The organism is Algoriphagus litoralis (genome assembly GCF_003259255.1).
Lineage (GTDB): Bacteria > Bacteroidota > Bacteroidia > Cytophagales > Cyclobacteriaceae > Algoriphagus > Algoriphagus litoralis.
This window is the reverse complement of sequence record NZ_QGOL01000011.1, coordinates 68,990-90,662: the sequence shown is the minus strand read 5'-3', so window position 1 is coordinate 90,662 and position 21,673 is coordinate 68,990. Positions and strand designations below refer to the sequence as shown.

At 42.6% G+C, this 21,673-nt stretch carries 24 protein-coding genes; 15 read left to right on the top strand and 9 right to left on the bottom strand.

Translation table 11 applies throughout. The annotated features are described in order from the left end of the window. Positions 1–24 precede the first annotated feature (24 nt). The gene (queA, locus tag DK188_RS13490) at positions 25–1,074 is read right to left on the bottom strand and encodes a tRNA preQ1(34) S-adenosylmethionine ribosyltransferase-isomerase QueA (protein WP_111671351.1); all 1,050 of its coding nucleotides are present in this window, start codon (positions 1,072–1,074) and stop codon (positions 25–27) included. Between the two features lie 330 nt (positions 1,075–1,404). Here queA and DK188_RS13485 point away from each other — a divergent pair, with 330 nt between their 5' ends. Beyond that, entirely contained in the window at positions 1,405–2,652 is a 1,248-nt protein-coding gene (locus DK188_RS13485; protein WP_111671350.1) for an ABC transporter permease, read from the top strand. Positions 2,653–2,717: 65 nt separating this feature from the next. On the opposite strand, the gene recA is transcribed toward DK188_RS13485, so the two are convergent. Then, entirely contained in the window at positions 2,718–3,746 is a 1,029-nt protein-coding gene (gene recA / locus DK188_RS13480) for a recombinase RecA (RefSeq protein WP_111671349.1), read from the bottom strand. 181 nt (positions 3,747–3,927) lie between these two features. Between recA and DK188_RS13475 the strand changes: the two genes are divergently transcribed. From DK188_RS13475 to DK188_RS13465, 3 genes are all read left to right on the top strand, one after another. Beyond that, entirely contained in the window at positions 3,928–4,713 is a 786-nt protein-coding gene (locus DK188_RS13475) for a DUF3108 domain-containing protein (protein ID WP_111671518.1), read from the top strand. Positions 4,714–4,864: 151 nt separating this feature from the next. Beyond that, on the top strand, positions 4,865–5,554 hold the full coding sequence (locus DK188_RS13470; protein WP_111671348.1) for a response regulator transcription factor: 690 nt from the start codon (positions 4,865–4,867) through the stop codon (positions 5,552–5,554). 3 nt (positions 5,555–5,557) lie between these two features. Further along, positions 5,558–6,649, top strand: coding sequence for a sensor histidine kinase (locus DK188_RS13465; protein ID WP_111671347.1), 1,092 nt, complete (start codon positions 5,558–5,560; stop codon positions 6,647–6,649). Here DK188_RS13465 and DK188_RS13460 read toward each other — a convergent pair. Both DK188_RS13460 and DK188_RS13455 read right to left on the bottom strand, forming a co-directional pair. After that, positions 6,646–7,029: a DUF3037 domain-containing protein gene (locus tag DK188_RS13460; RefSeq protein ID WP_111671346.1), complete on the bottom strand. Its 384-nt coding sequence runs from the start codon at positions 7,027–7,029 to the stop codon at positions 6,646–6,648. The genes DK188_RS13465 and DK188_RS13460 overlap by 4 nt on opposite strands. Next, the gene (locus tag DK188_RS13455) at positions 7,007–7,810 is read right to left on the bottom strand and encodes a HipA family kinase (RefSeq protein ID WP_111671345.1); all 804 of its coding nucleotides are present in this window, start codon (positions 7,808–7,810) and stop codon (positions 7,007–7,009) included. The genes DK188_RS13460 and DK188_RS13455 overlap by 23 nt, the downstream gene beginning before the upstream one ends. A gap of 417 nt (positions 7,811–8,227) precedes the next feature. On the opposite strand from DK188_RS13455, the gene DK188_RS13450 reads away from it, so the two are divergent. From DK188_RS13450 to DK188_RS13420, 7 genes are all read left to right on the top strand, one after another. Continuing rightward, positions 8,228–8,938 (top strand): RluA family pseudouridine synthase, encoded by a 711-nt coding sequence (locus DK188_RS13450; RefSeq protein WP_111671344.1) that lies wholly within the window; start codon positions 8,228–8,230, stop codon positions 8,936–8,938. 174 nt (positions 8,939–9,112) lie between these two features. Continuing rightward, entirely contained in the window at positions 9,113–9,556 is a 444-nt protein-coding gene (rplM, locus tag DK188_RS13445; protein WP_111671343.1) for a 50S ribosomal protein L13, read from the top strand. Between the two features lie 11 nt (positions 9,557–9,567). Further along, the gene (gene rpsI / locus DK188_RS13440; protein WP_111671342.1) at positions 9,568–9,954 is read left to right on the top strand and encodes a 30S ribosomal protein S9; all 387 of its coding nucleotides are present in this window, start codon (positions 9,568–9,570) and stop codon (positions 9,952–9,954) included. A gap of 38 nt (positions 9,955–9,992) precedes the next feature. After that, a complete protein-coding gene (gene rpsB, locus DK188_RS13435) occupies positions 9,993–10,754 on the top strand; it encodes a 30S ribosomal protein S2 (protein ID WP_111671341.1) in 762 nt (253 codons plus the stop codon). A gap of 117 nt (positions 10,755–10,871) precedes the next feature. After that, positions 10,872–11,702, top strand: a complete 831-nt coding sequence (gene tsf, locus DK188_RS13430) for a translation elongation factor Ts (protein ID WP_111671340.1) — start codon at positions 10,872–10,874, stop codon at positions 11,700–11,702. Between the two features lie 153 nt (positions 11,703–11,855). After that, complete coding sequence (locus DK188_RS13425; RefSeq protein ID WP_111671339.1) at positions 11,856–12,359, top strand: hypothetical protein; 504 nt, start codon at positions 11,856–11,858, stop codon at positions 12,357–12,359. 16 nt (positions 12,360–12,375) lie between these two features. After that, entirely contained in the window at positions 12,376–12,852 is a 477-nt protein-coding gene (locus DK188_RS13420) for a hypothetical protein (RefSeq protein WP_111671338.1), read from the top strand. Between the two features lie 135 nt (positions 12,853–12,987). Here DK188_RS13420 and vapC read toward each other — a convergent pair whose 3' ends face one another. The 3 genes from vapC to DK188_RS13405 form a co-directional block, all read right to left on the bottom strand. Further along, positions 12,988–13,380: a type II toxin-antitoxin system VapC family toxin gene (vapC, locus tag DK188_RS13415; RefSeq protein WP_111671337.1), complete on the bottom strand. Its 393-nt coding sequence runs from the start codon at positions 13,378–13,380 to the stop codon at positions 12,988–12,990. A 5-nt stretch (positions 13,381–13,385) separates the two neighbouring features. After that, positions 13,386–13,580, bottom strand: coding sequence for a type II toxin-antitoxin system VapB family antitoxin (locus DK188_RS13410; protein WP_111671336.1), 195 nt, complete (start codon positions 13,578–13,580; stop codon positions 13,386–13,388). Between the two features lie 147 nt (positions 13,581–13,727). Further along, positions 13,728–15,017: an aminopeptidase P family protein gene (locus tag DK188_RS13405; protein ID WP_111671335.1), complete on the bottom strand. Its 1,290-nt coding sequence runs from the start codon at positions 15,015–15,017 to the stop codon at positions 13,728–13,730. 133 nt (positions 15,018–15,150) lie between these two features. On the opposite strand from DK188_RS13405, the gene DK188_RS13400 reads away from it, so the two are divergent. The 4 genes from DK188_RS13400 (at position 15,151) to DK188_RS13385 (ending at position 19,688) form a co-directional block, all read left to right on the top strand. Then, positions 15,151–16,380, top strand: coding sequence for a M16 family metallopeptidase (locus tag DK188_RS13400; RefSeq protein WP_111671334.1), 1,230 nt, complete (start codon positions 15,151–15,153; stop codon positions 16,378–16,380). 2 nt (positions 16,381–16,382) lie between these two features. Beyond that, positions 16,383–17,027, top strand: coding sequence for an O-methyltransferase (locus DK188_RS13395; protein WP_111671333.1), 645 nt, complete (start codon positions 16,383–16,385; stop codon positions 17,025–17,027). Between the two features lie 61 nt (positions 17,028–17,088). Beyond that, a complete protein-coding gene (locus DK188_RS13390; RefSeq protein WP_111671332.1) occupies positions 17,089–18,672 on the top strand; it encodes a LysM peptidoglycan-binding domain-containing protein in 1,584 nt (527 codons plus the stop codon). Between the two features lie 23 nt (positions 18,673–18,695). Further along, entirely contained in the window at positions 18,696–19,688 is a 993-nt protein-coding gene (locus tag DK188_RS13385) for a DUF3078 domain-containing protein (RefSeq protein WP_111671331.1), read from the top strand. On the opposite strand, the gene DK188_RS13380 is transcribed toward DK188_RS13385, so the two are convergent. Together DK188_RS13380 and DK188_RS13375 are read right to left on the bottom strand one after the other, a co-directional pair. Then, the gene (locus tag DK188_RS13380) at positions 19,685–20,083 is read right to left on the bottom strand and encodes a hypothetical protein (RefSeq protein ID WP_157963238.1); all 399 of its coding nucleotides are present in this window, start codon (positions 20,081–20,083) and stop codon (positions 19,685–19,687) included. The two genes, DK188_RS13385 and DK188_RS13380, sit on opposite strands and share 4 nt — an antisense overlap. A gap of 191 nt (positions 20,084–20,274) precedes the next feature. After that, positions 20,275–21,417, bottom strand: coding sequence for a DNA polymerase III subunit gamma/tau (locus DK188_RS13375; RefSeq protein WP_111671329.1), 1,143 nt, complete (start codon positions 21,415–21,417; stop codon positions 20,275–20,277). Positions 21,418–21,673 lie beyond the last annotated feature (256 nt).

Genomic DNA, 21,673 nt, shown 5'->3' with positions numbered 1-21,673 from the left:
AAGCCCCTTTCGGAGCTTTATATTTTAGAGAATCAGCATCGCATCTCCATAGGAGAAGAACCGGTACTTTTCTTTGATTGCCTCCTTGTAAGCTTTCATCACCAAATCGTAGCCGCCGAATGCAGATGCGGTCATCAGCAAGGTCGATTCAGGCAAGTGGAAATTGGTAATCAATGCGTTTGCGATTTTGAAATCATAAGGCGGGATGATGAATTTATCAGTCCATCCGCTGCTTTCCTTCAATCTTCCCCCAGCAGTGACTGAGGATTCGATTGTTTTTAGTGAAGTGGTACCCACAGCGACCACACGCTTTTTAGCATCCAATGCGGCATTGACATGATCAACAGTCTTTGATGGAATGGAATAATTTTCTGAATCCATCTTGTGTTTGGTCAGATCTTCCACATCGACCTGACGGAAAGTACCCAAGCCTACATGAAGTGTAATCGGGGCCACTTCGACACCTTTCAACTCCAGTCTTTTCAATAATTGTGGAGTAAAATGAAGACCTGCAGTCGGTGCGGCTACGGCACCTACATTTTTAGCGAAAACAGTCTGATATCGCTCTCTGTCTTCAGGCTCGATATTTCGTTCAATAATCTCCTTTAAAAGCGGTGTCTCTCCGAGGGTGTCGATCGTTTTTTCAAACTCTTCGTGATTGCCGTCAAACAGAAAACGGATCGTACGACCTCTAGAAGTAGTGTTGTCAATCACTTCAGCTACTAGATCTGAATCTCCGAAATATAGTTTATTGCCGACTCGGATCTTTCTGGCAGGATCTACCAGTACGTCCCAAAGTCTTAGCTCCGCATTAAGCTCTCTGAGTAGAAAAACTTCAATTTTGGCGCCTGTTTTCTCCTTGTTCCCATACAATCGGGCCGGAAAAACTTTGGTATCGTTGGTCACGAAAACATCCCCCTCTTCAAAATATTCAAGGATATCCTTGAATATTCGGTGTTCGATTTGACCTGTCTTCCGGTGCACTACCATTAGACGTGAATCATCTCGGTTTTCAGTAGGATAGAGAGAAATCAGTTTTTTAGGGACGTCAAATTTGAAGTCTGATAATTTCATCTGTTTATAATTTATTTTTAATGGTCAGATAGCCTATCCCGATATTTCATCGGGAGAATCTCGCATCGCAAATCATCAACTTTACAAGTGACAAGTGAGACATACTAGATTTCATGTATTTATATTTTTCTTTCTTGAGCCAAACGTAATCATGCACCCTCGATCAACAAATTTAATTGACCTCACGTAGCTGCTAGATTTCATATGGGAGCTTTTGAATCTTAATTAGATTTTGAGACTCTGATAAATGCTTTAAAAAATGCAAAGTTAATAACAATAATGTCCAAAATCAGCTAACTTGACAAATTGTTTTAACCAACTATTCTGAGCATGCTGTTTTTCCAATTAACCTGGGAAAGTTTCCGCTTCGCCGTCACGGCGCTAAAATCCAATCTGACTCGTACCATTTTGTCTCTTTTAGGGGTCACAGTGGGCATTTTCGCAATTATTGCGGTATTTACCTTGGTCGATTCATTGGAGGGAAAAATCAAATCCTCATTCGCCTTTTTGGGCACAAATGTGATGCGGGTGGATCGATTCCCCTTTGCAAATGGTCCCCAGGATTATCCTTGGTGGAAGTATTTCCAACGTCCTCCCGGTACTTTAGCCGAATACCGATTTATTGAAGAACGAGTCAAAAATGCCTCTGCCGTCACTATCTCTGCTTCTGCCACTGCTACAATTCAAGCAGGAAGCAACGCATTTGAGGGAATGGCATTGACGGGTGTGGAATACACCTATCAGGATGTTTTTGAAGTTGCTCTGGAAGAAGGACGATACTTCACAGAATCTGAAATCAACGCTTCCCGAAACTTGGCCATTCTGGGTAAAAAAATTGCAAACACCCTATACCCAAACCAACCTGCTATCGGCAAAGAGGTGAAAATCAAAGGGATGAAGTTTACTGTAGTGGGGATTTTTGAAGAAGAGGGAGAGGGATTTCTTGATCTTCCCTCCAAAGACGAGGCTTGTCTGATTCCTTATGGTGCCTTCAACAAAATGTACTACACGGGCAGAAATGGTTTGGAGCCGACAATCGCCGCCAAAGGCCTCGATACTGACATTGGCTTAGTGGCTTTGGAAAACGAATTAACCGGGTTACTACGGGCCAAAAGAGGACTAAAACCTACTCAAGAAGATAATTTCGCACTGAACAAAACTGAATTTATCCAAAACGCAATCGGATCAATCTTCGATGTGATTTCTGTAGCCGGATGGGTCATTGGAGGCTTCTCAATTTTGGTCGGCGGCTTTGGTATCGCAAACATCATGTTTGTTTCGGTCCGGGAGCGGACCAACATCATTGGTATCCAAAAATCTCTAGGTGCAAAAAATTATTTCATTCTTTTCCAATTCTTGTTTGAGGCTGTTTGCCTTAGCTTGATTGGTGGGGGTACAGGAATCCTGCTGGTCTACTTTCTGAGTTTTGTCCAGTTGGGCAGTCTTGATTTGATACTATCTTTCAACAATATCATACTCGGACTGGGAGTTTCTTCGATCATCGGTGTGGTAGCCGGTATCGTACCTGCTACACTTGCAGCGCGAATGGATCCTGTGGAGGCGATTCGAACAGCCTAATTGGAACATCTTTAATGCAAAAAGGAGGCTTTCGCCTCCTTTTTTTATGTCCACTTTTTCCTGAATTAATCTTCTAAAGAAACAGTCGGTTCGGTAGGTAGCAGGCCGGAAGCAGATTTGATTTTACCTTCCAATTCATCCATCAGCTCCGGATTATCAAGCAAAAGATTTTTTACAGAATCTCTTCCTTGACCCAATTTTTCGCCATTGTAGGAGAACCAAGAGCCTGCCTTTTTGATGATTTCTAATTCCACTCCCAGATCGATGATTTCGCCGACTTTAGAGATTCCTTGTCCATACATAATGTCAAATTCCACGACTTTGAAAGGGGGAGCAACTTTGTTTTTCACCACTTTCACCCGTGTTCTATTTCCAAGAATGTTGTCCGCATTTTCTTTGATCTGACCGACACGACGGATATCCAGACGGACAGAGGCATAGAATTTCAGCGCGTTTCCACCGGTAGTAGTCTCAGGGCTTCCAAACATGACGCCGATCTTATCCCTCAACTGGTTGATAAAAATACAGGCACAACCTGTCTTGTGGATAGCCCCGGTCAACTTTCTCAGAGCTTGAGACATCAATCTGGCCTGAAGGCCCATTTTACTTTCGCCCATTTCTCCCTCCAATTCGCCCTTTGGAACCAAAGCTGCCACAGAGTCAATTACAATAATGTCAATTGCTCCAGATCGAATCAGATGCTCGGCAATTTCCAGCGCTTGCTCACCATTGTCAGGCTGGGAGATCAGAAGATTCTCTGTGTCGATACCTAATTTCTCTGCGTAGGTTTTGTCAAAAGCATGCTCCGCATCAATAAAAGCAGCAAGGCCACCGGCTTTCTGTGCTTCTGCTATACAGTGTAAAGTTAAAGTCGTTTTACCTGATGACTCAGGTCCATAGATCTCAATCACTCTTCCTCTAGGTATCCCGCCAATACCCAAAGCCATATCCAGTCCCAAGGAACCAGTAGAAATAGCTGGAATATCCAGGACTTTATTGTCACTTAACTTCATTACGGCACCTTTTCCGTAAGTTTTTTCCAGCTTATCTATGGTTAGCTGTAAAGCTTTCAGTTTTTCTGCGTTATTACTCATGGTATTAAAATTATAAAAGTTTCAAATGGTGGTGAATTTAACGAAAGACAAAGGCATAACCAAGGTGGCATGGGCTATTGTTTCGAAGTGCCAAATTCGTATTTTTAATCGATCAAATGATTCTTTTTTTCGTAATACCTTTCGAATAGACGAAAAATTGTCAGGTATTGTCAGGCATCTAATGAAAACTGTTTTCTTTTCACTTCTGATCTTATTTTCCCTTTCACCAACTTTTGGTCAAAATATCCAAGGGAATTCGGCATTTACTTTTGGGGAAGAATTGCAGTTTGACGTCACCTATGGCTGGCTTAGTCTGGCTGAAGCCAAACTTCAAGTGAGCAAACGGGCAATTACTGAGAATTCCAGACCCCATTACAAAGTAGATGCCTACGGAAAGACCAAAGGCGCTGCGACAATATTTGGACGGGTAAATGACAACTGGGGCACACATATCGACACCAGCACCCTCCTACCTTCTCTTTCTTACCGATATATCGAAGAGGGTAAATACCGGAAAAACGAAAAAGTCCATTTTGATCAGAAAAACAGGAAGGCGAAAATGGAGCTTTTCGATCGGGACAACCGTACCCTCAAGGAAGTAAAGGAGTATGATTTACCCGGGCAAGTCCAGGATTTGGTCAGTGGATTTTATTATCTCAGATCAATGGATCTCACCAATCTCAAGAAGGGACAATCCATCACGATCAACGGTTTTTTTGATAAAGAAATATATAACCTAAAATTAATATACGAGGGAACCGAACAGATCGAGACGAGTCTCGGGGTGTTTGATACCTACATTTTTTCTCCCCTGATCCCACAAAACAAACTCTTCCGCGGTGACTTTCCGGTGAAAGTTTGGGTCACTAAAGACCAGAACAAAATACCTGTTAAGATCAAGGCCAATCTATTCATCGGGTCCCTGAATGTGGACATCTCTTCAGCCAAAGGACTTCGAAATAATTAATTTACATTGACTTAACATCAAATTAACATCGAGGAGATTTTGATGGATTTTCGATCCATTTCTTTTCATTCTTCCTATGTTCGCCAATTTTTGTTTGGTTTGGATGGACAATAATTGATTAATTTTAACCGAACCTTAAAGCAATTCCTCCATGAGCGAAAAGCAAAAGATCAAAGTCCTGGTCGTAGATGATGAACCGGATATCGTAGAGATCTTAAAGTACAACCTTCAGAAAGAAGGCTATGAAGTAGCTACTGCTGAAGACGGAATTAAGGGCGTAAAAATCGCCTCCAAGTTTCAACCAGATGTGATCCTGTTGGACATCATGATGCCCAATCAGGATGGTGTAGAGACCTGTCTTCAAATCAGACAAATTCCGGAACTGAAAAATACCTTTATCATCTTCCTCACCGCCCGGATGGAAGAATACTCCGAAGTAGCTGCCTTCGACGTGGGAGCGGATGATTACATCACCAAACCGATCAAACCACGGGCTCTGATGAGTAGAATCTCTGCTTTGTTCAGAAGAGAGTCCAAAAAGGAACAAGAACAAGCTCAAATCAAAGTCAAAGACTTGACCATTGACCGGGGAAGCTACACCATCGATAAATCAGGCAAAACCATCACGCTGCCTAAGAAGGAATTTGAATTGTTGTATTTCCTTGCCAAAAACCCTAATATCGTTTTCAGTAGAGACGAATTGCTGCACAACATCTGGGGATCTGATGTATTTGTCCTGGCCCGTACAGTCGATGTGCACATTCGAAAAGTCCGCGAAAAAATCGGTGAAGACTACATCTCTACTGTAAAAGGTGTAGGGTACAAGTTCGATTTGGGATAAAAAATGCTGACAAATTCGAGAGGAATTTCATTGGTTTTGGCCTTTGCCATCTCGGCACTAGTGGCTGCCTTTCTCTCCTTAATGCCAGATGCCAGTGCGACGTTATTGTTGGTGGCTTGGGGTCTTTCTTTTTCTGTTTCCTACTTATTGATCACCATTACGCTGGAGTTTTTGGTCTTCCGGGAGATAGGAAATATTTATTCTTTGCTGGAAAAAATCCAGAAAAAAGACCTCTCAGAGATCAGTGACAAGTCTCTTCGGTCTTCGCTTTCTCCCCTACGAAAAATCAACTCCGTGATCAATTCCTATGCTTTGGCAAGGCAAAAGGAAATTGATACCCTGCAAAAGACTGCAGAATTCAGAAAGGAGTTTATTGCAGATATTTCACACGAGTTGAAAACACCGATTTTTTCCGCACAGGGTTATATTCATACGCTTTTGGATGGAGCGATAGAGGACAAGCAAGTCAGATTGAAGTTTTTGAAGCGTGCCGCTAAAAGCTTGGATTCACTCGATGTGCTGGTTCAGGATCTGTTGACCTTGAATCAGATGGAAAGTGGCGTGATCAAGTTCATTTTCACGGAATTTGATCTGAAACTGCTTATTGAAGAAGTCATCGAAGAACTCGAACACAAAGCGAGCAAACGTAAAATAAAGATTGAATTCACTTTCGATCACGAAAAAACATACATCACCAAGGCGGATCACCAGAAAATCTACCGGGTCTGCCAGAACTTAATCTATAACGCAGTCAAGTACAATCACGACGGAGGCGAAGTGAAAGTGTCCCTAAAGGCCAGCAAGAGTTCACTCCAAGTGGACATCAAAGACGATGGACAAGGCATTCCTCCGGATGACCTGAAGCGGATCTTTGAGCGATTCTATCGGGTGGAGAAGAGCCGAAACAAAAAAGAAGGCGGAACAGGACTGGGATTGGCGATTGTCAAACACATCCTAGAAGGCCACCAAAGCAAAATCTCGGTAAGTTCCACAGTAGGAAAAGGATCTATCTTTAGTTTCTCCTTGCCACTGATCAAGGATAAGAAAAACTTGGAAAAGGATACTTTGGTGGATGTAAAATCTGCTCCTGTTTAAAGGACATACTCCTTCATCAGACTTGCCAAGGATTCTTCCAAATCCAAGGAAAATCCTGAATGCGGACGAGAAGTCTGAAGCATGGAACTGCGAATAGCCGTCAACCAACGAAATCGTGATGCAGCATCTTGAAGGGAAATTGGATTCTCCGGGTTTTCTCCTTTGCAGATTTTTTCGAAGGAATCCAGATAGTTTCTAAAAAGGTCAAAATCCGCCTCAGAGTCCAACATCAGCACTTTTTCCTTATCTAAATGGATCTGGCATTGGATAAAATTCTGTCGCTTGCAGCAGATCACCACTCCCACATTGATAAACTCTTCCCGCTCCACCCGTGGAACTAGGCGAATGACCGCGTATTCAAATAAGTGCTTTCCTTGCATTGATCGCTTCAGTTAAAAACACTTGTGTATTAGCCAGCCTCATTTTCAAAAAAGAAGCATAAACTTCCTTAGCCTCTTCCGCAGTTTCGGTATCCCGGGAAGCTAAAATCCACTCATCAGGCACCATTTGCACGACTTCATCGATCAGTTCAGAAGATATGATTTGCTTCATCGCCTCATCCGCTTTTTCCAAAGCTGAAGCTCTGGGAAGCAAAACATGATCTTTCACCATTGAAAATGGACTCAACGCATGCTTTTCCCAATTTTCCCAGGAATGATGAAATACCAAAGACGCTCCATGGTCTATAAGCCAAAGTTCCCGATTCCAGATCAGCATATTGGTATTGCGAAAGGTCCGATCCACATTGGTAATCCACGCATCAAACCAAACGATTCGGGATGCTAATTCTTCATCTAAATGGCTGGCTCCGGGATCAAAAGTCAGTGCCTTGGAGAGAAAATGAAGCGCAAGATTCAATCCTTGACTGCTTTTCAGCAAATCCTGGATTTCTTCATCGCCTTCGGAATTGCCAAAAGCAGCGTCCAGATTTGCAAAGACAATTTCAGGAACTTTGAATCCTACTCGCCTTGCCAATTCGCCACCTATCAATTCAGCAATCAGCGCTTTTTCCCGCTGCCCGGCCCCTTTGAATTTCAATACATAATTGAATCCATCGTCGGCCTCAGCCAAGGCAGGCAGGGAACCTCCTTCACGCAGAGGCATGACATATCGGGTGACATTGACTTCCCGAAGTACTGAACTGGCGTTTGACTTTGACATTTATTACTTGAAAGAAAGCAAAGAAAGGCTGAAAACTTCAAAAAGGCTTGAAAGCTGAGAAATATCTCCTTGTAGTTTACATCCAGGATTTGTCATTCCCGCCACCTGACTGACGCCAATAGTCTTGCAATTAGGATCAAAGAGCGAAGCGAACGGCCTCTGTGACCTTGGAAAAGGGCGAGCCAAACGGGTAATTTATAGATCATATAAAGCAAAAACCCATAAAGCCGCTTTCTTTGAAAATCCTGCCTTGAACATGCTTGTCATTATATGAAAAAACTTTGCGCTACTTCGCGTTCTTTGCGGTTAATAAAAGAGCTAGAAAGAAAATAAGGTCAAACCCAATTCAAGCCCCCATTTTTTTCCGACTCGTCAAATGCCTACTTTTGCAGCCGCTTCAAGTGAAGCGATTTATCGATGAAGAAAGTAGATTTTCAAAAACTTATTCTGTTTGAAAGCGAGGATTACCTGGTGATCAACAAGCCGCCGTACCTGTCCAGCTTAGATGACCGGCACGAGGCTCAAAACATCCTGGATCTTGCCCGAATGCATACCACAGACCCGCAACTCTGCCATCGCTTAGACAAGGAGACCTCGGGATGCTTGGTGATTGCAAAAAATCCAGCGGCATACCGGCATGTGGCCATGCAGTTTGAAGGTAGAAAGGTCGAAAAAGTCTACCATGCAGTGGTCGAAGGCATCAAAGAATTCAAGGAAGAACTGGTAGATCGCAACCTGCTGTCCAACAACAAAGGAATCGCCAAAGTCAGCAAAGAAGGAAAACCTGCCCAGACGATATTCAATACCCTGAAGACCTACTATAAACATACCTTAGTCGAATGCAAACCCATCACGGGTCGTCTGCATCAGATTCGGGTTCACTTGGCATACCTCAAGTCACCGATATGCGGTGATACGCTCTATGGAGGAAACATTCTTTATCTGTCCTCTTTAAAGCGCAGGTTCAATCTGAAAAAAGAGACGGAAGAATTACCGATTATGCAGCGAGTTTCGTTGCATGCCTATTCGATCATGTTTGAGGGGCTTGATGGTCAGGCGATAAAAGTGGAAGCGCCTTACCCAAAGGATTTTCAGGTACTGGTCCAACAGCTGGAGAAAAACGGTTAAACCGGAAAAACAAGTGGTAAATTCCAGGCTGATTTGCAGAGAAAATTCCTAAACGCATGAAAATTAGGACTTAGGATTGGAAATAGTTTGGATGAAAAATAAAATACTTCTATCTTTGTGTCCCTTTTTGGGGTCGATAAATTAATAACAAGCTAAAAATTAAACAGTTACACAGTGGATACTCTGAGCTATAAAACCATCTCAGCCAATTCTTCCACAGTAGAAAAGCAGTGGGTGGTAGTGGATGCCCAAGCTGCAATTCTAGGACGATTGGCGAGTGAGGTAGCAAAAATCTTGCGAGGAAAGACGAAGCCAAGCTTCACTCCTAATGTCGATTGCGGTGACAACGTCATTGTAATCAACGCTGACAAAGTCAGACTGACGGGTGACAAGTGGGACGCAAAAGTATATGTGCGTCATACCGGTTACCCAGGTGGACAGCGAATCTCTACCCCTAGACTGTTGAAGCAGAAGTCTTCAGCAATCTTGGTTGAGAAAGCTGTACGAGGCATGTTGCCTAAAAACCGATTGGGAAGCAAATTGTACGGCAATCTGTACGTATATGAAGGTGCTGAGCATCCTCATACTGCGCAACAGCCAACAGCCATCACCCTTTAATCTCCTAAATCATGGAAATGATCAACAAAATCGGTAGAAGAAAGACCTCTGTAGCCCGTATTTACATGGCTCCAGGAAATGGCAAGATCACCGTCAACAACAAATCAATCGAAGTTTACTTCCCATTTGATCTTCACCAGATCGTGGTAAAGCAGCCATTGACCCTAGTGGGCGTGGATGGCAACTACGACATCCAGATCAATGTAGATGGAGGAGGAATCAAAGGTCAGGCTGAAGCAGCCCGAATGGCGATCTCCAGAGCTTTGTGTGAGTTTGATGCTGAGCACAGATCAGCATTGAAAAAAGAAGGTTTCCTTACCCGTGATCCAAGAATGGTCGAGCGTAAGAAGCCAGGACGTAGAAAAGCAAGAAGAAGATTCCAATTCTCCAAGCGTTAATCGGAACTTACTTCATTCAATAGAAAACAATTTCATTCATGTCAAAAATCGAATACAAAGACTTACTGGATGCTGGTGTCCATTTCGGACACTTGACGAGAAAGTGGGATCCAAGAATGGCTCCATATATCTTCATGGAGAAGAACGGTATCCACATTATCGACCTCAACAAAACGCTTGCCTGCCTCGAAGAAGCATCCAACGCAGTGAAGCAAATCGTTCGTTCCGGCAAAAAAATCATGTTTGTCGCTACGAAAAAACAAGCCAAAGACTTAGTAGCTGCAGAAGCTCAGCGTCTGAACATGCCTTACGTGACCGAAAGATGGTTGGGTGGTATGTTGACCAACTTCGCTACGATCCGCAAGTCACTCAAAAAGATGTCTTCTCTCGAGAAATTGATGAAAGAGGACGCTTACAAGAACTTGGCTAAAAAGGAGCGTCTCATGGTGAGCCGTGACAAAGAGAAAATGGAAAGTGTATTGGGCGGTATCGCTGACCTAAGCAGACTTCCAGCAGCGCTTTTTGTTGTGGACATCAAAAGAGAACACATCGCGATCGCTGAAGCTCAAAAGCTTGGCATCCCTGTTTTCGCATTGGTAGATACCAACTCCAACCCGAACGAGGTAGAGTTCCCGATCCCTGCCAATGATGATGCATTCAAGTCAGTTTCTCTTTTGGTAAAAGCTTTCGGAGCTGCTATCGAAGAAGGACTTTCTGAGCGCAAAAGAGACAAGGACGATGCTAAACTTTCTGAAGAGGAAGAAGCAAAAAGAGCTGTGGACGCTGAAACACAAGAATAATCCACATTTGATTTAGTACTAATAAAAATTGAACATCCGGCCTCGGTCGATGTTCAATTTTTTGTTTTATCCAGATTAACGAACATATCCAGTTTAAAAATATAAACAGATCACACAATGGCAATCACTGCACAAGACGTAAACAAACTGAGACAAATGACCGGTGCCGGTATGATGGACTGCAAAAAAGCTTTGACTGAAGCGGAAGGCGACTTCGAAAAAGCAGTAGACATCCTCAGAAAAAAAGGTCAAAAAGTATCTGCATCCAGAGCTGACCGTGAAACCAAAGAAGGAGTAGTAGCGACAAGAGTAACTGAAAACGGTACTAAAGGAACTTTGCTTTCTTTGACTTGTGAGACTGACTTCGTGGCTAAAAATGAAGAATTCGGAACTTTTGCGAACACCCTAATTGATATCGCTGTAGCTAACGGAGCGACTTCTAAAGAAGCTGTTTTGGAACTTCCTTTCGAGTCAATCACTGTAGCTGAGAAAATTGTCGAAATGACTGGTAAAATCGGTGAGAAAATCGATATCTCTCATTTTGAAATCATCACTGCAGAGACTGTAGTGCCTTACGTTCACTCTAATGGCAAATTGGGTGTATTGGTAGGATTGGTGAATACTTCTGGAACTGACGTAGAGGAAGCAGGTAAGGACGTAGCCATGCAGATTGCAGCGATGAACCCTGTAGCTGTTGACAAAGACGGGGTAGATGCTTCTACGATCGAAAGAGAAATCGAAATCGGAAAAGAGCAAGCAAGAGCGGAAGGAAAAGCAGAAGAAATGCTTGAAAAGATCGCGATGGGTAAGCTTCAGAAGTTCTACAAAGAAAATACTTTGTTGAGCCAGCAGTTTGTGAAAGACAACTCCAAGTCTATCGCGCAATACCTGGACGGTGTGAGCAAAGGCTTGACTGTAAATGCATTCAAGAGAATTTCTATCGGGTAATTTTCCCAATTAAACTTCTTTAAAAAACCCTCTCGGAGCGATCTGGGAGGGTTTTTGCTATTTACCCTGAACTATTTTCTTGCTTATATTCTTGAACAACAATGATATTGAGTAGCGTTTTGTTGTATGGTTGCGTTACATAGTTTTAACATCATGAAAAAAAATAAACTTCTATTTTACCTTGCTTTGATTTTAGTATCATTTACTGGCTGCATTGATAGGCGTGACTGTTGTGACATGGTTATTTCCCAGGAATTTTATGTCAATCTCCAGAATTCTGAAGCAAACAATTTACTAGATCCTCAGACGGAAGGAGCAGTTGACATTAGTAAAACCAGACTTTTCCTGATAGAAAATGGAGAAGCAAAAATGTATCGGGTCGAAGGAGGAGAAATATTAGACAACCCTTTCGGAATAGCTCCAGTTGAAATAAATGGAATCCTGAGAGCCCAGATCCAATTTTTGTACAATGGCAATAAAAAAGAGATTGAAGGCTTTATTCAATGGAGCCAAGTCTTGGCAGACACACTCAGTTTTTCATTCAATTCTGCTGAGAATCCCAGACATCTAACTAAAATCACCCAAAATGGAAAGACTTTATGGGATAAAGAAATTGATCCGCTTTATCCAGTTACCATCGAGCTGATCCAAAAATAGTAACTTCCAAAAGGTGATGAAAAAGTTTATTATATTCATTCTAATCGGTTTTCTTTTTTCCAATTGTTCGAACGTAGATGATGAAGTTGACTGCGAAAGGTATGATCCCGCATTCCCTTCCCTTTACCTCAAACTAGTCGATTCCAGTGGAAACAATTTGATTGAAAACGGAACTCTTGACCCAAATAACATAACTCTTGTAAGGGGAGAAAGCATTCGATTCAATCCAGCAAGTCAATTCGCTGTTCCCGATGCGGATATTAGAATTTATGACAATACCCTCTTGTTGTCAATACCTGATGAACCTAACTTTGAATATGTAATTCAAGCAAATGAGACAGAAATTATTTCGCTAAAGTACACTGCGAAAAAGAAAACAATTCTTTGCGGCTTATCTTATTACATTCCTACAGGTGTAAGACGAGATAATCAGCTCTTAGAATTAATCCAACCCTTTGATGATTTTCCATTTTTAACAGAAATCGTGCTTTGATCAAAAGCCACCGCGACGGGGTAAGCAATGGAATGACTGTAAATGCATTCAAGAGAATTTCTATCGGGTAATTCTTCCCTTAAGAATAACTTTAAAAACCCTCTCAAATTAGTTTTTGAGAGGGTTTTTTATTTTTTAAAAGAACTGAAGATCGATTACTTTGGCAATATTAAAAAAATCCCTGTCATCATGGAGCAAAGGGAGCCCCTCCAACTTGGAGAAAAATGCAATCTGACAATCCGGACTTTTCGTGATGGTAATGCCCATTTTCTTACAATCTCTGTAAATCTCAGCAGCGCCAAAAGCCACCAAATATGGGTCAATTTTCAGTTTTGGGATAAAATTGAAAAAATGCGATACTCTTTCAGCTTCCATTTCAGATTTCATGCCTTGAAAAATTTCCTGCAAGATGATTGGACAAATCACTGCTTTGTCCTCATAAAGTAACGATCTAACTTTCTCTCGAATCACAGGATTAGAGTCTCTGAAAAAATGAATCCATGCGCTAGTATCAACCAAAACTTGCATCTCGACTACTTTTCAATTCTCATCTCCTCAAGATCTCCCTCCCATTCAATTTCCCCTGCCATGCCTGCCAATTCGTTTAATTTTAGTCTTCTTAAGAATTCCTCAAGTGCAAGGTGAACTGCTTCTTTTTTTGTTTTTATCGAGGTCATCTTCATAATCTCTTCGATCAAATTCTGATTAATTTCAATGTTCGTTCTCATGATAATGAAGTTTATACACCAATATACTTTTTTCTATACACTAAAAAGGAAAAACTCCCCAAATTAGTTCTGGAGAGTTTTAAGTATTATGTAAAGAATTTTTCCAAAGTTTGAAAGTTTGGAAAAGTTCTCTTTCCTCGAATTAGTTTACGAATTCATCAACTCCTCAATTTCCTCGGCCTCGATCGGAATGTTTAGCATTAGATCGAAAAAGCCGTTTTCCTGGATCACAATATTGTTTTCCAATCGAATCCCAATTCCCTCAGCAGGAATGTAAATCCCCGGCTCGACAGTAAACACCATCCCTGGAGTGATCGGATAATGCATCGTCCCCACGTCATGCACATCCAAACCTAAATGGTGCGAAGTTCCGTGCATGAAATATTTTTTATATGCCGGCCAGTTCGGATCCTGGTTTTTGATATCGGTCTGATCAATCAAGCCCAAACCGATTAATTCGGATTGCATAATCAGGCCGACTTCTTTGTGGTAATCCTGAATGTTAGTTCCAGGTCTTAAAATATTCGAAGCCTCTTTGTGTACCCTTAAAACTGCATCATAAACCGCCCGTTGTCTCTTGGTAAATCTGCCATTGACCGGAATCGTGCGGGTCATATCTGCATTGTAATTCCCGTATTCGGCTCCCACATCCATAAGCAGCAGCTCTCCATCGAGACAGGCCTTGTTGTTTTCGATATAGTGTAGCACACATGCTGAGGAACCTGACGCAATAATAGGTTCGTAAGCAAATCCTTTGCTGCGGTTTCGGATAAACTCATGGATAAACTCAGCTTCGATTTCATATTCCGTTACTCCGGGTTTTACAAAGGAAAGGATTCGGCGGAAACCCTTCTCAGTGATATCACAGGCTACCTGCATCTGATCGATTTCTTCCTGTTCTTTCACTCCGCGAAGTCCGTGCATGATTGGAGCCACTCGCTCGTAAGTATGTAGGGGATAGCGTTCTTTGCAGCTTTTGATAAATCGGACATCACGTGTCTCCACTACGATCCCTGCCCTGAGATGCTCATTGGTATTGAGGTAGATTCGCTCAGAGAGATTTGCCACCCAGCTAAAAATATTATCGAAAGCAGAGAGCCATTGGACATTTTCAATTCCAGAAGCAGCTTTTGCCTCCTCTTTGGTGTATTTGTGACCTTCCCAGACAGCGATATGCTCGTTGGTTTCCCTGAGGAAAAGCACTTCCCGCCAGGCTGGATTAGGACAATCAGGAGCGATCAGCAGAATGGTCTCTTCCTGGTCGATTCCACAGAGATAAAACAAGTCATTATTTTGCCGAAACTTCATCGTGCCGTCCGCATTGGTTGGCATGATATCATTGGCATTAAATACGGCCACAGAATTCTTTGCCATTTTGGAAGCAAGCTTAGCGCGGTTACGGATATAGAGTTCTTTGGGTAGTGGAATATATTTCATGTAGTAATGGAGAATTTTCAATCCAATTATTTTCACCCTAAAGGTAACAATTCAGTTCTTTCCTGAATTAAATTCCCATCATTACAGTTTTAGCATTTATGTGTATTTTCCGACGTGGAGACAGAATATCAGCATGCAGTTAAATATTAAAGAATTACCAAACGGGATTCGCATCGTTCATCAGCAAATCACCCATACCCGAATCGTCCACTGTGGATTTATCCTCAATATCGGAAGCAGGGATGAAGACAAAGAACTGGAAGGATTGGCACATTTCTGGGAGCATATGGCTTTCAAAGGCACCCACAAGCGAAAAACTTTTCACATCATCAATCGCCTTGAGTCCCTTGGAGGTGAACTCAATGCTTACACCACCAAGGAAAAAGTCTGCTTCTACGCCTCCATCCTGAAGGAACACTACGATAAAGCTGCCGAATTACTGTTTGATATCACTTTCAATAGCACTTTTCCAACCAAGCAGATCGAAAAGGAAAGACAAGTGATCTTGGAGGAAATGGCCATGTATCGAGATTCCCCGGATGATTCGATTCAGGATGAGTTGGATGAATTGGTCTTTGCCAATCATGCTTTGGGCCGAAATATTTTGGGAACGGAAGAGACAGTCTCCCGATTTACCCAGCAGGATTTCTTTGATTTCATTTCTTCCCGATTGGACACATCCGAGATTGTCTTTTCGGTCGTAGGAAACATCACTTTTGAGAAGGTTTTAAAGGCGATAGAAGGCCCCTTGAGCCAGATTCAAGCCAAACACACGCTGTATGTCCGGAGCGGCTTCCATGATTATGTCCCAAAGAGAAAGACAATTTCCCGAGACGTGACACAATCACTTTGTGCTATTGGACGACCTGCCTATTCCCTCCACGACCCAAACCGATTTAAGCTTTACCTCCTGAATAATATCCTTGGCGGGCCTACGATGAACAGCAGGTTGAACCTTTCCCTCAGGGAAAATCACGGCTACGTTTACAGTATCGAATCGAGCTATCAGGCCTTCTCCGACACCGGATTTTTTGGAATTTTCTTTGGCACAGAAGAAAAAACACTAAAAAAATCCATGACAATCATCCATCGGGAAATGGAACGACTGCGAAGTAAAAAGCTCGGAAGTACTCAACTTCACATGGCTAAAGAACAGGCTATCGGTCAAATGGCCATGGCTGAGGAAAATTATGCCGCCTTGATGTTGGTTTATGGTAAAAGTTTAATCGATCACGACAAAATCGATCCATTGGATGTGATTTTTGATAAAATCCGATCAACCACTGCCGAACAAATTCAGGAAATCGCACAGGAAATTTTCAATCCTGTGCAGCTCAGCTATTTAATTTACACCCCCAATTAAAAATGGAATTTATTGATCCGGCGCTTTTGGCCTATTGTGAATCCATCACCAGTGATGAAGATGCGCTTTTGAAAAAAATCACACGGGAAACTCAAGCCAAAGTTCTGATGCCTCGCATGATCTCTGGTCATCTTCAGGGAAAAATGCTGGAGTTTTTTGTCAAAATGCATCAGCCCAAGACCATTCTAGAAATTGGAACTTACACGGGATATTCGGGTATTTGTCTGGCAAGAGGGCTAAAGAAAGGCGGTAAACTCATCACACTGGATATTAATGACGAGCTGGAAACGATGGTTCGGGGATTTTTTGAAGAAAGTGGCCTAGCAGAACAAATCGACTACCAATTAGGGAATGCGCGTGAAATTATTCCCACACTGGAGGGGCCTTTTGATCTGGTATTTATCGACGCAGATAAGTTTTACTACGCAGATTATTTTGACTTGGTGATTGATAAGGTACCTAGCGGCGGTATCATTCTGGCAGACAATGTCCTTTGGTCTGGCAAAATTCTAGTAGAACCAGGACAAAAAATCGACAAGGACACCAAAGCACTTTTGGATTTCAATCAAAAGGTCCAAGATGATCCCCGGGTAGAAAATATTCTTCTACCAATTCGGGACGGGGTATTGATGGCTAGAAAACTCTAATTCTAACAAAATGGGAATCATTTTTGCACAGCAAGGATAAATAAAACGAAAGTACCTTTCGATGAAATCCCAGCAAATATTACTGATTCCTTTTCTTTTCATTTTTCTCCGAATAGCTCCAGTATCTGCTCAAATCCCACAGGTTCCCGCTCAACTGGAATTCGCAGATTTGACTGTTAAAATCACTCCTCAAGCCCAACGGGAAATTCAGCTGGACGTCGACGCACAATACCGAAATCCAACCTACTTCAAGGTCAAGCAGGATCGAATAAATCTTTATATGCCCATCGTGGAGCGCGAATTGAGAAGTCAGGGTGTGCCGGAGGATCTGAAATACCTAGTCATTCAAGAAAGCGGCCTTATAGCCGACGCTGTCTCTACTTCAAATGCGGTAGGTTTCTGGCAATTCAAACAGGGCACCGCAGAAGAGGTAGGCTTAAGAGTCGACGCTCAGGTCGACGAGCGAAAGAATATCGCCACTGCTTCACGCGGAGCTGCGGTTTATCTCAAAAAACACAACAACGCCCTGAATAACTGGATGACTGCCCTGGTCTCCTACCAGATGGGACTTGGTGGCGCCAAAGCTTACTTTGGCAATCAGTATTCAGGCAAAAAAGTAATCGAAGTTGACCGCAATACCCATTGGTATTTTAAAAAATACTTAGCGCATAAGATTGCCTATGAAAATCAGTTTGGCACATTCGTTTCCAATCAAAAGCTGGTGGAAATGACAGTGCAGGGGCCTGTCAGCATGGCTACGCTTTCCAAGCGATTTGGAGTGAGTGAAGAGCACCTCAAAGAATTCAATAAATGGGCCGGAAATGGGAAAGTCCCTTCGGGGACTTTTACGGTCTTCTTTATCAAAGAGGGAAATCTTCCTATCGAGCCAGCTGTGATTAAATCTGAAGACAAACCCAAAAAATCCCAAACCTCCACAGCACCTGCCAAAAATTCCCCTGCTTATAAGCAGGCAAATTCTTACCCAAGAATTTCAGGAAATACGACCAAAGCAAATCAACCCAATCAGATCACTGTCAACGAATTGGATGGGGTTTTAGCAGCGAAAACCACCACGCCAAGCAAATTTGCAGATGAGATAGGGGTGAAGGAAAAGAAGTTTTTGAGGTTAAATGACATGGAAAATGGGGAGCGAATCGAAACTGGAAAATACTACTACACGGAAAAGAAAAAATCAAGTGCCGAGGTAGAGACGCATATCGTTTTACCGGGTGAGACACTTTGGTCAATCTCTCAGAAGTATGGTATCCGACTGGCCTCACTCAAATCAAAAAATCGGATCAGAAAGGATGCAGATCTCAAGGCAGGCATGGTATTGAATCTCAGGGAACCGAGGAAACGTGGAGAGGAAATCCCTGTCGTACCAGTAAATCAACCCATTCCTCAAAATAAAACTGCTGTAGTTTCGGTGGAATCTACCCCGGTAGAAACCAAGCCTAACACTATGAATGAACCTGTGAAAGAGGCTCAACCTAACCGGGTAACTCATACCGTAGCTCAGGGCGAGACGCTCTTTGCCATTTCCAGAAAATATGGAGTTTCAGTCGAAAATTTAAAATCCTGGAACAATATCGGAAGTCAAAACATCATCAGCATCGGGCAGAAATTGGTTATCTTCAAGCCCTGATCTGCCCGTCAAATTTTCCTTGAATGCGTAAATCCTTTCTTTTTTCAGGAATTCTATTTTTCATTTTGAGCTTTTCTGCGTGGGCTCAGGATCGATTGATTATTCCTGATACTGTGCTGATCAATGGAGACACCCTCTTGATGCTGGGAGATTCGATTCTGGTAGAAGAACCGGTGAAGGAGATCTTTTGGAAGACAGGAGGAAACTATAACCTCAATATCCAACAGGTTACGCTGAGCAATTGGGCGGCAGGTGGAGCGAGTTCTTTTGCGCTTAATTCCGGAATTTCTCTCTTTGCCAATTACAAAAAAGACTCTAAAGTCTGGGACACCCAACTGACGATCAATCTAGGTTTCAATAGGCAATCTGATCGCCAATTTGAAACACGAAAGACAAACGACAACTTCGTTTTTGTCAGCAATTATGGTCGCCAGTTATCCGAAGTAATGTACCTCACCACCCAGCTGGATGCGAGAACGCAACTTTTGGAAGGATTTAAATATTCCCGACCTGCGGGAAGCGAGGTAGATGTCCGTACCAAGATTTCAGACTTGCTTTCTCCCGGATACCTGCAATCTTCCACTGGTCTGAATTACCGAAAAACCTACGAAGATAAAAGCAGGATTTCGGTTATTTTGTCTCCGTTCACCGGACGATTTACCATCGTAATGAATGATTCCCTGAGCAACGTAGGAGCATTTGGCGTGATGCCCGGAGAGCATGTGAGAGCTGAGGCAGGGATGTCCTTCGCGGTGGGAATTGTGGACGTCAAACTGATGGAAAATGTATCTTGGAAGGCCGATTTAAACCTATTTTCAAACTATGAAAGTTTTGGAAATATGGTCGTCAATCTTAACTCCATCATCAGATTAAAGGTGAACAAATTCATTTCTACCCGAATCGAAACTGCCTTGATTTACGATGAGGAGGTATTTATTCGGCAGGATGACGGCACTTCAAAACAAGCAGTCCAATTCCAAAATCTGATCAATTTTGGGATTTCTCTAGACTTTTAAAAATCGACTTCCAAGCCAAACCTACGCTGAAGATCTGCCAAGGCTCCATGCTTTTTTAGCAGGTGATTCAGCTTATCGGAATTAGTATAGAGCTTAGGGACATCGCTTTCAACCTCTTCGGTCAATTCCACCGAAATCAAGACACGATCTGCACCGGTATACTGCCTGATCAATCCGACTAGTTCGGGTTTCATTTTACCGGCAATTTCCTCTTGGACGTGACCAGCCACTTCCAATACTAGTTCGCCACCAGCTTTCACTTTGATAGGTTGATCCAGAATAGCGAGCTCCAGATTTTTACCTGCCTTCTTGAATTCTGCTCGAATCAGGCCAATCTGCGCATCAAGAAGTTCCTGAGTCAAGGTGAGTGAATGGACTGAGGGTTTGACTTCCACTACTTCCTGAGGTCTTACTTTCGATGCCTCTTCGGTTTGTCTTGCTTTTTCATCTACCAGCTTTTTGGTGTGAGAAAGACTGGTAGGAATGGCTATAGTGGTCTTGAGCGGAGTCTTTTTTGAACTCGAAAAATCGACAGGAATAGGAGACGGATTTGCTGTAGGCTCAGGGACTACCTCAGCTTGTTCACTCAGGCTTTTTTTTTTGCCTCGATAGTGGCTAGCGATGCCAAGCGAAAGGCCTGTGGGAGTTTAGCCATTTTCATCAAGGCTAATTCCACATGAAGCCGCTGATTTTTGCTGGCTTTGTAGTGGATATCGCACTGATTGGCCAGGTTCAAGGCTGACAATAAAAATGACACAGAGGATTTCTGAGTTTGAAGAATGTAACGCTCCTTGGCGCTTTCCGAAACCTGAAGTAGTTCAACCGTCGCCTCATCTTTGACCACTAGTAAATCTCTGAAGTGCTCACTCAGGCCAACGATGAAGTTGTGACCATCAAAGCCCTTTTTCAGAATTTCATCGAAGATCAATAAAGTAGCCGAAAGGTCCTCCGCCAAGAGCGCATCCACGACTTTGAAGTAATAATCGTAATCAAGGATGTTTAAATTATCAATTGTCTCTTTGTAGGTGACTTTTTTACCAGCAGAGTAGGTGACAATCAAATCAAAAATGGAAAGCGCATCACGAAGTGCACCATCGGCTTTGGTAGCTATCAAGCGAAGTGCTTCGTCCTCGTAATCGACTTTTTCTTTCTCTGCTATTTCCCTCAGATGATCGGCAATGTGCTTGATCTGAATTCTGTTGAAATCAAAAATCTGGCAACGGGAAAGGATAGTTGGGATGATTTTATGCTTTTCCGTAGTAGCCAAAATAAAAATCGCATACTTCGGAGGCTCCTCTAGCGTCTTCAAAAACGCGTTGAAGGCTGCAGTCGAGAGCATGTGCACTTCATCAATGATATAGACCTTGTATTGGCCTTTTTGCGGAGCATAGCGTACCTGATCCACAAGGTTGCGGATATCATCGACGGAGTTGTTGGACGCCGCATCAAGCTCGTAGATATTGAATGAGGCGTTGTTTTGGAACGAAACACAGGAGTCACATTTCCCGCAGGCTTCATTGTTGGTGACGTTTTCGCAATTGATGGTCTTGGCAAGGATTCGGGCACAAGTTGTCTTCCCCACGCCACGCGGTCCGCAAAATAAGAATGCCTGAGCTAGGTGGTTGTTGGAGATAGCATTTTGGAGCGTGGTAGTGATGTGCTGCTGCCCCACGACGCTTTTAAAATCTGCCGGTCTGTATTTTCTTGCCGAGACGACGAAGTTTTCCATTGCTGCAAGATATAAAAAAGTGGATATTCCGGCGACCAGAAAAAGCGCCTTTTGGAAAGTTTTTCGATAAGGTTTTGATTTTTAAGAGGATTGAAAAATTGGAAGATTTGAATATTGAAATTGGAGTTGGAAGGTTGAAAAGTTAAAAAGTAAGAAGGTTTCCTAGAGCGAATCACTAAATTTCTATCCAAGGCCTCGTAAATCGTATTTCGTACTTCGTAATTTTTAAAAACGGAACCAAATTTGAATTACTTTT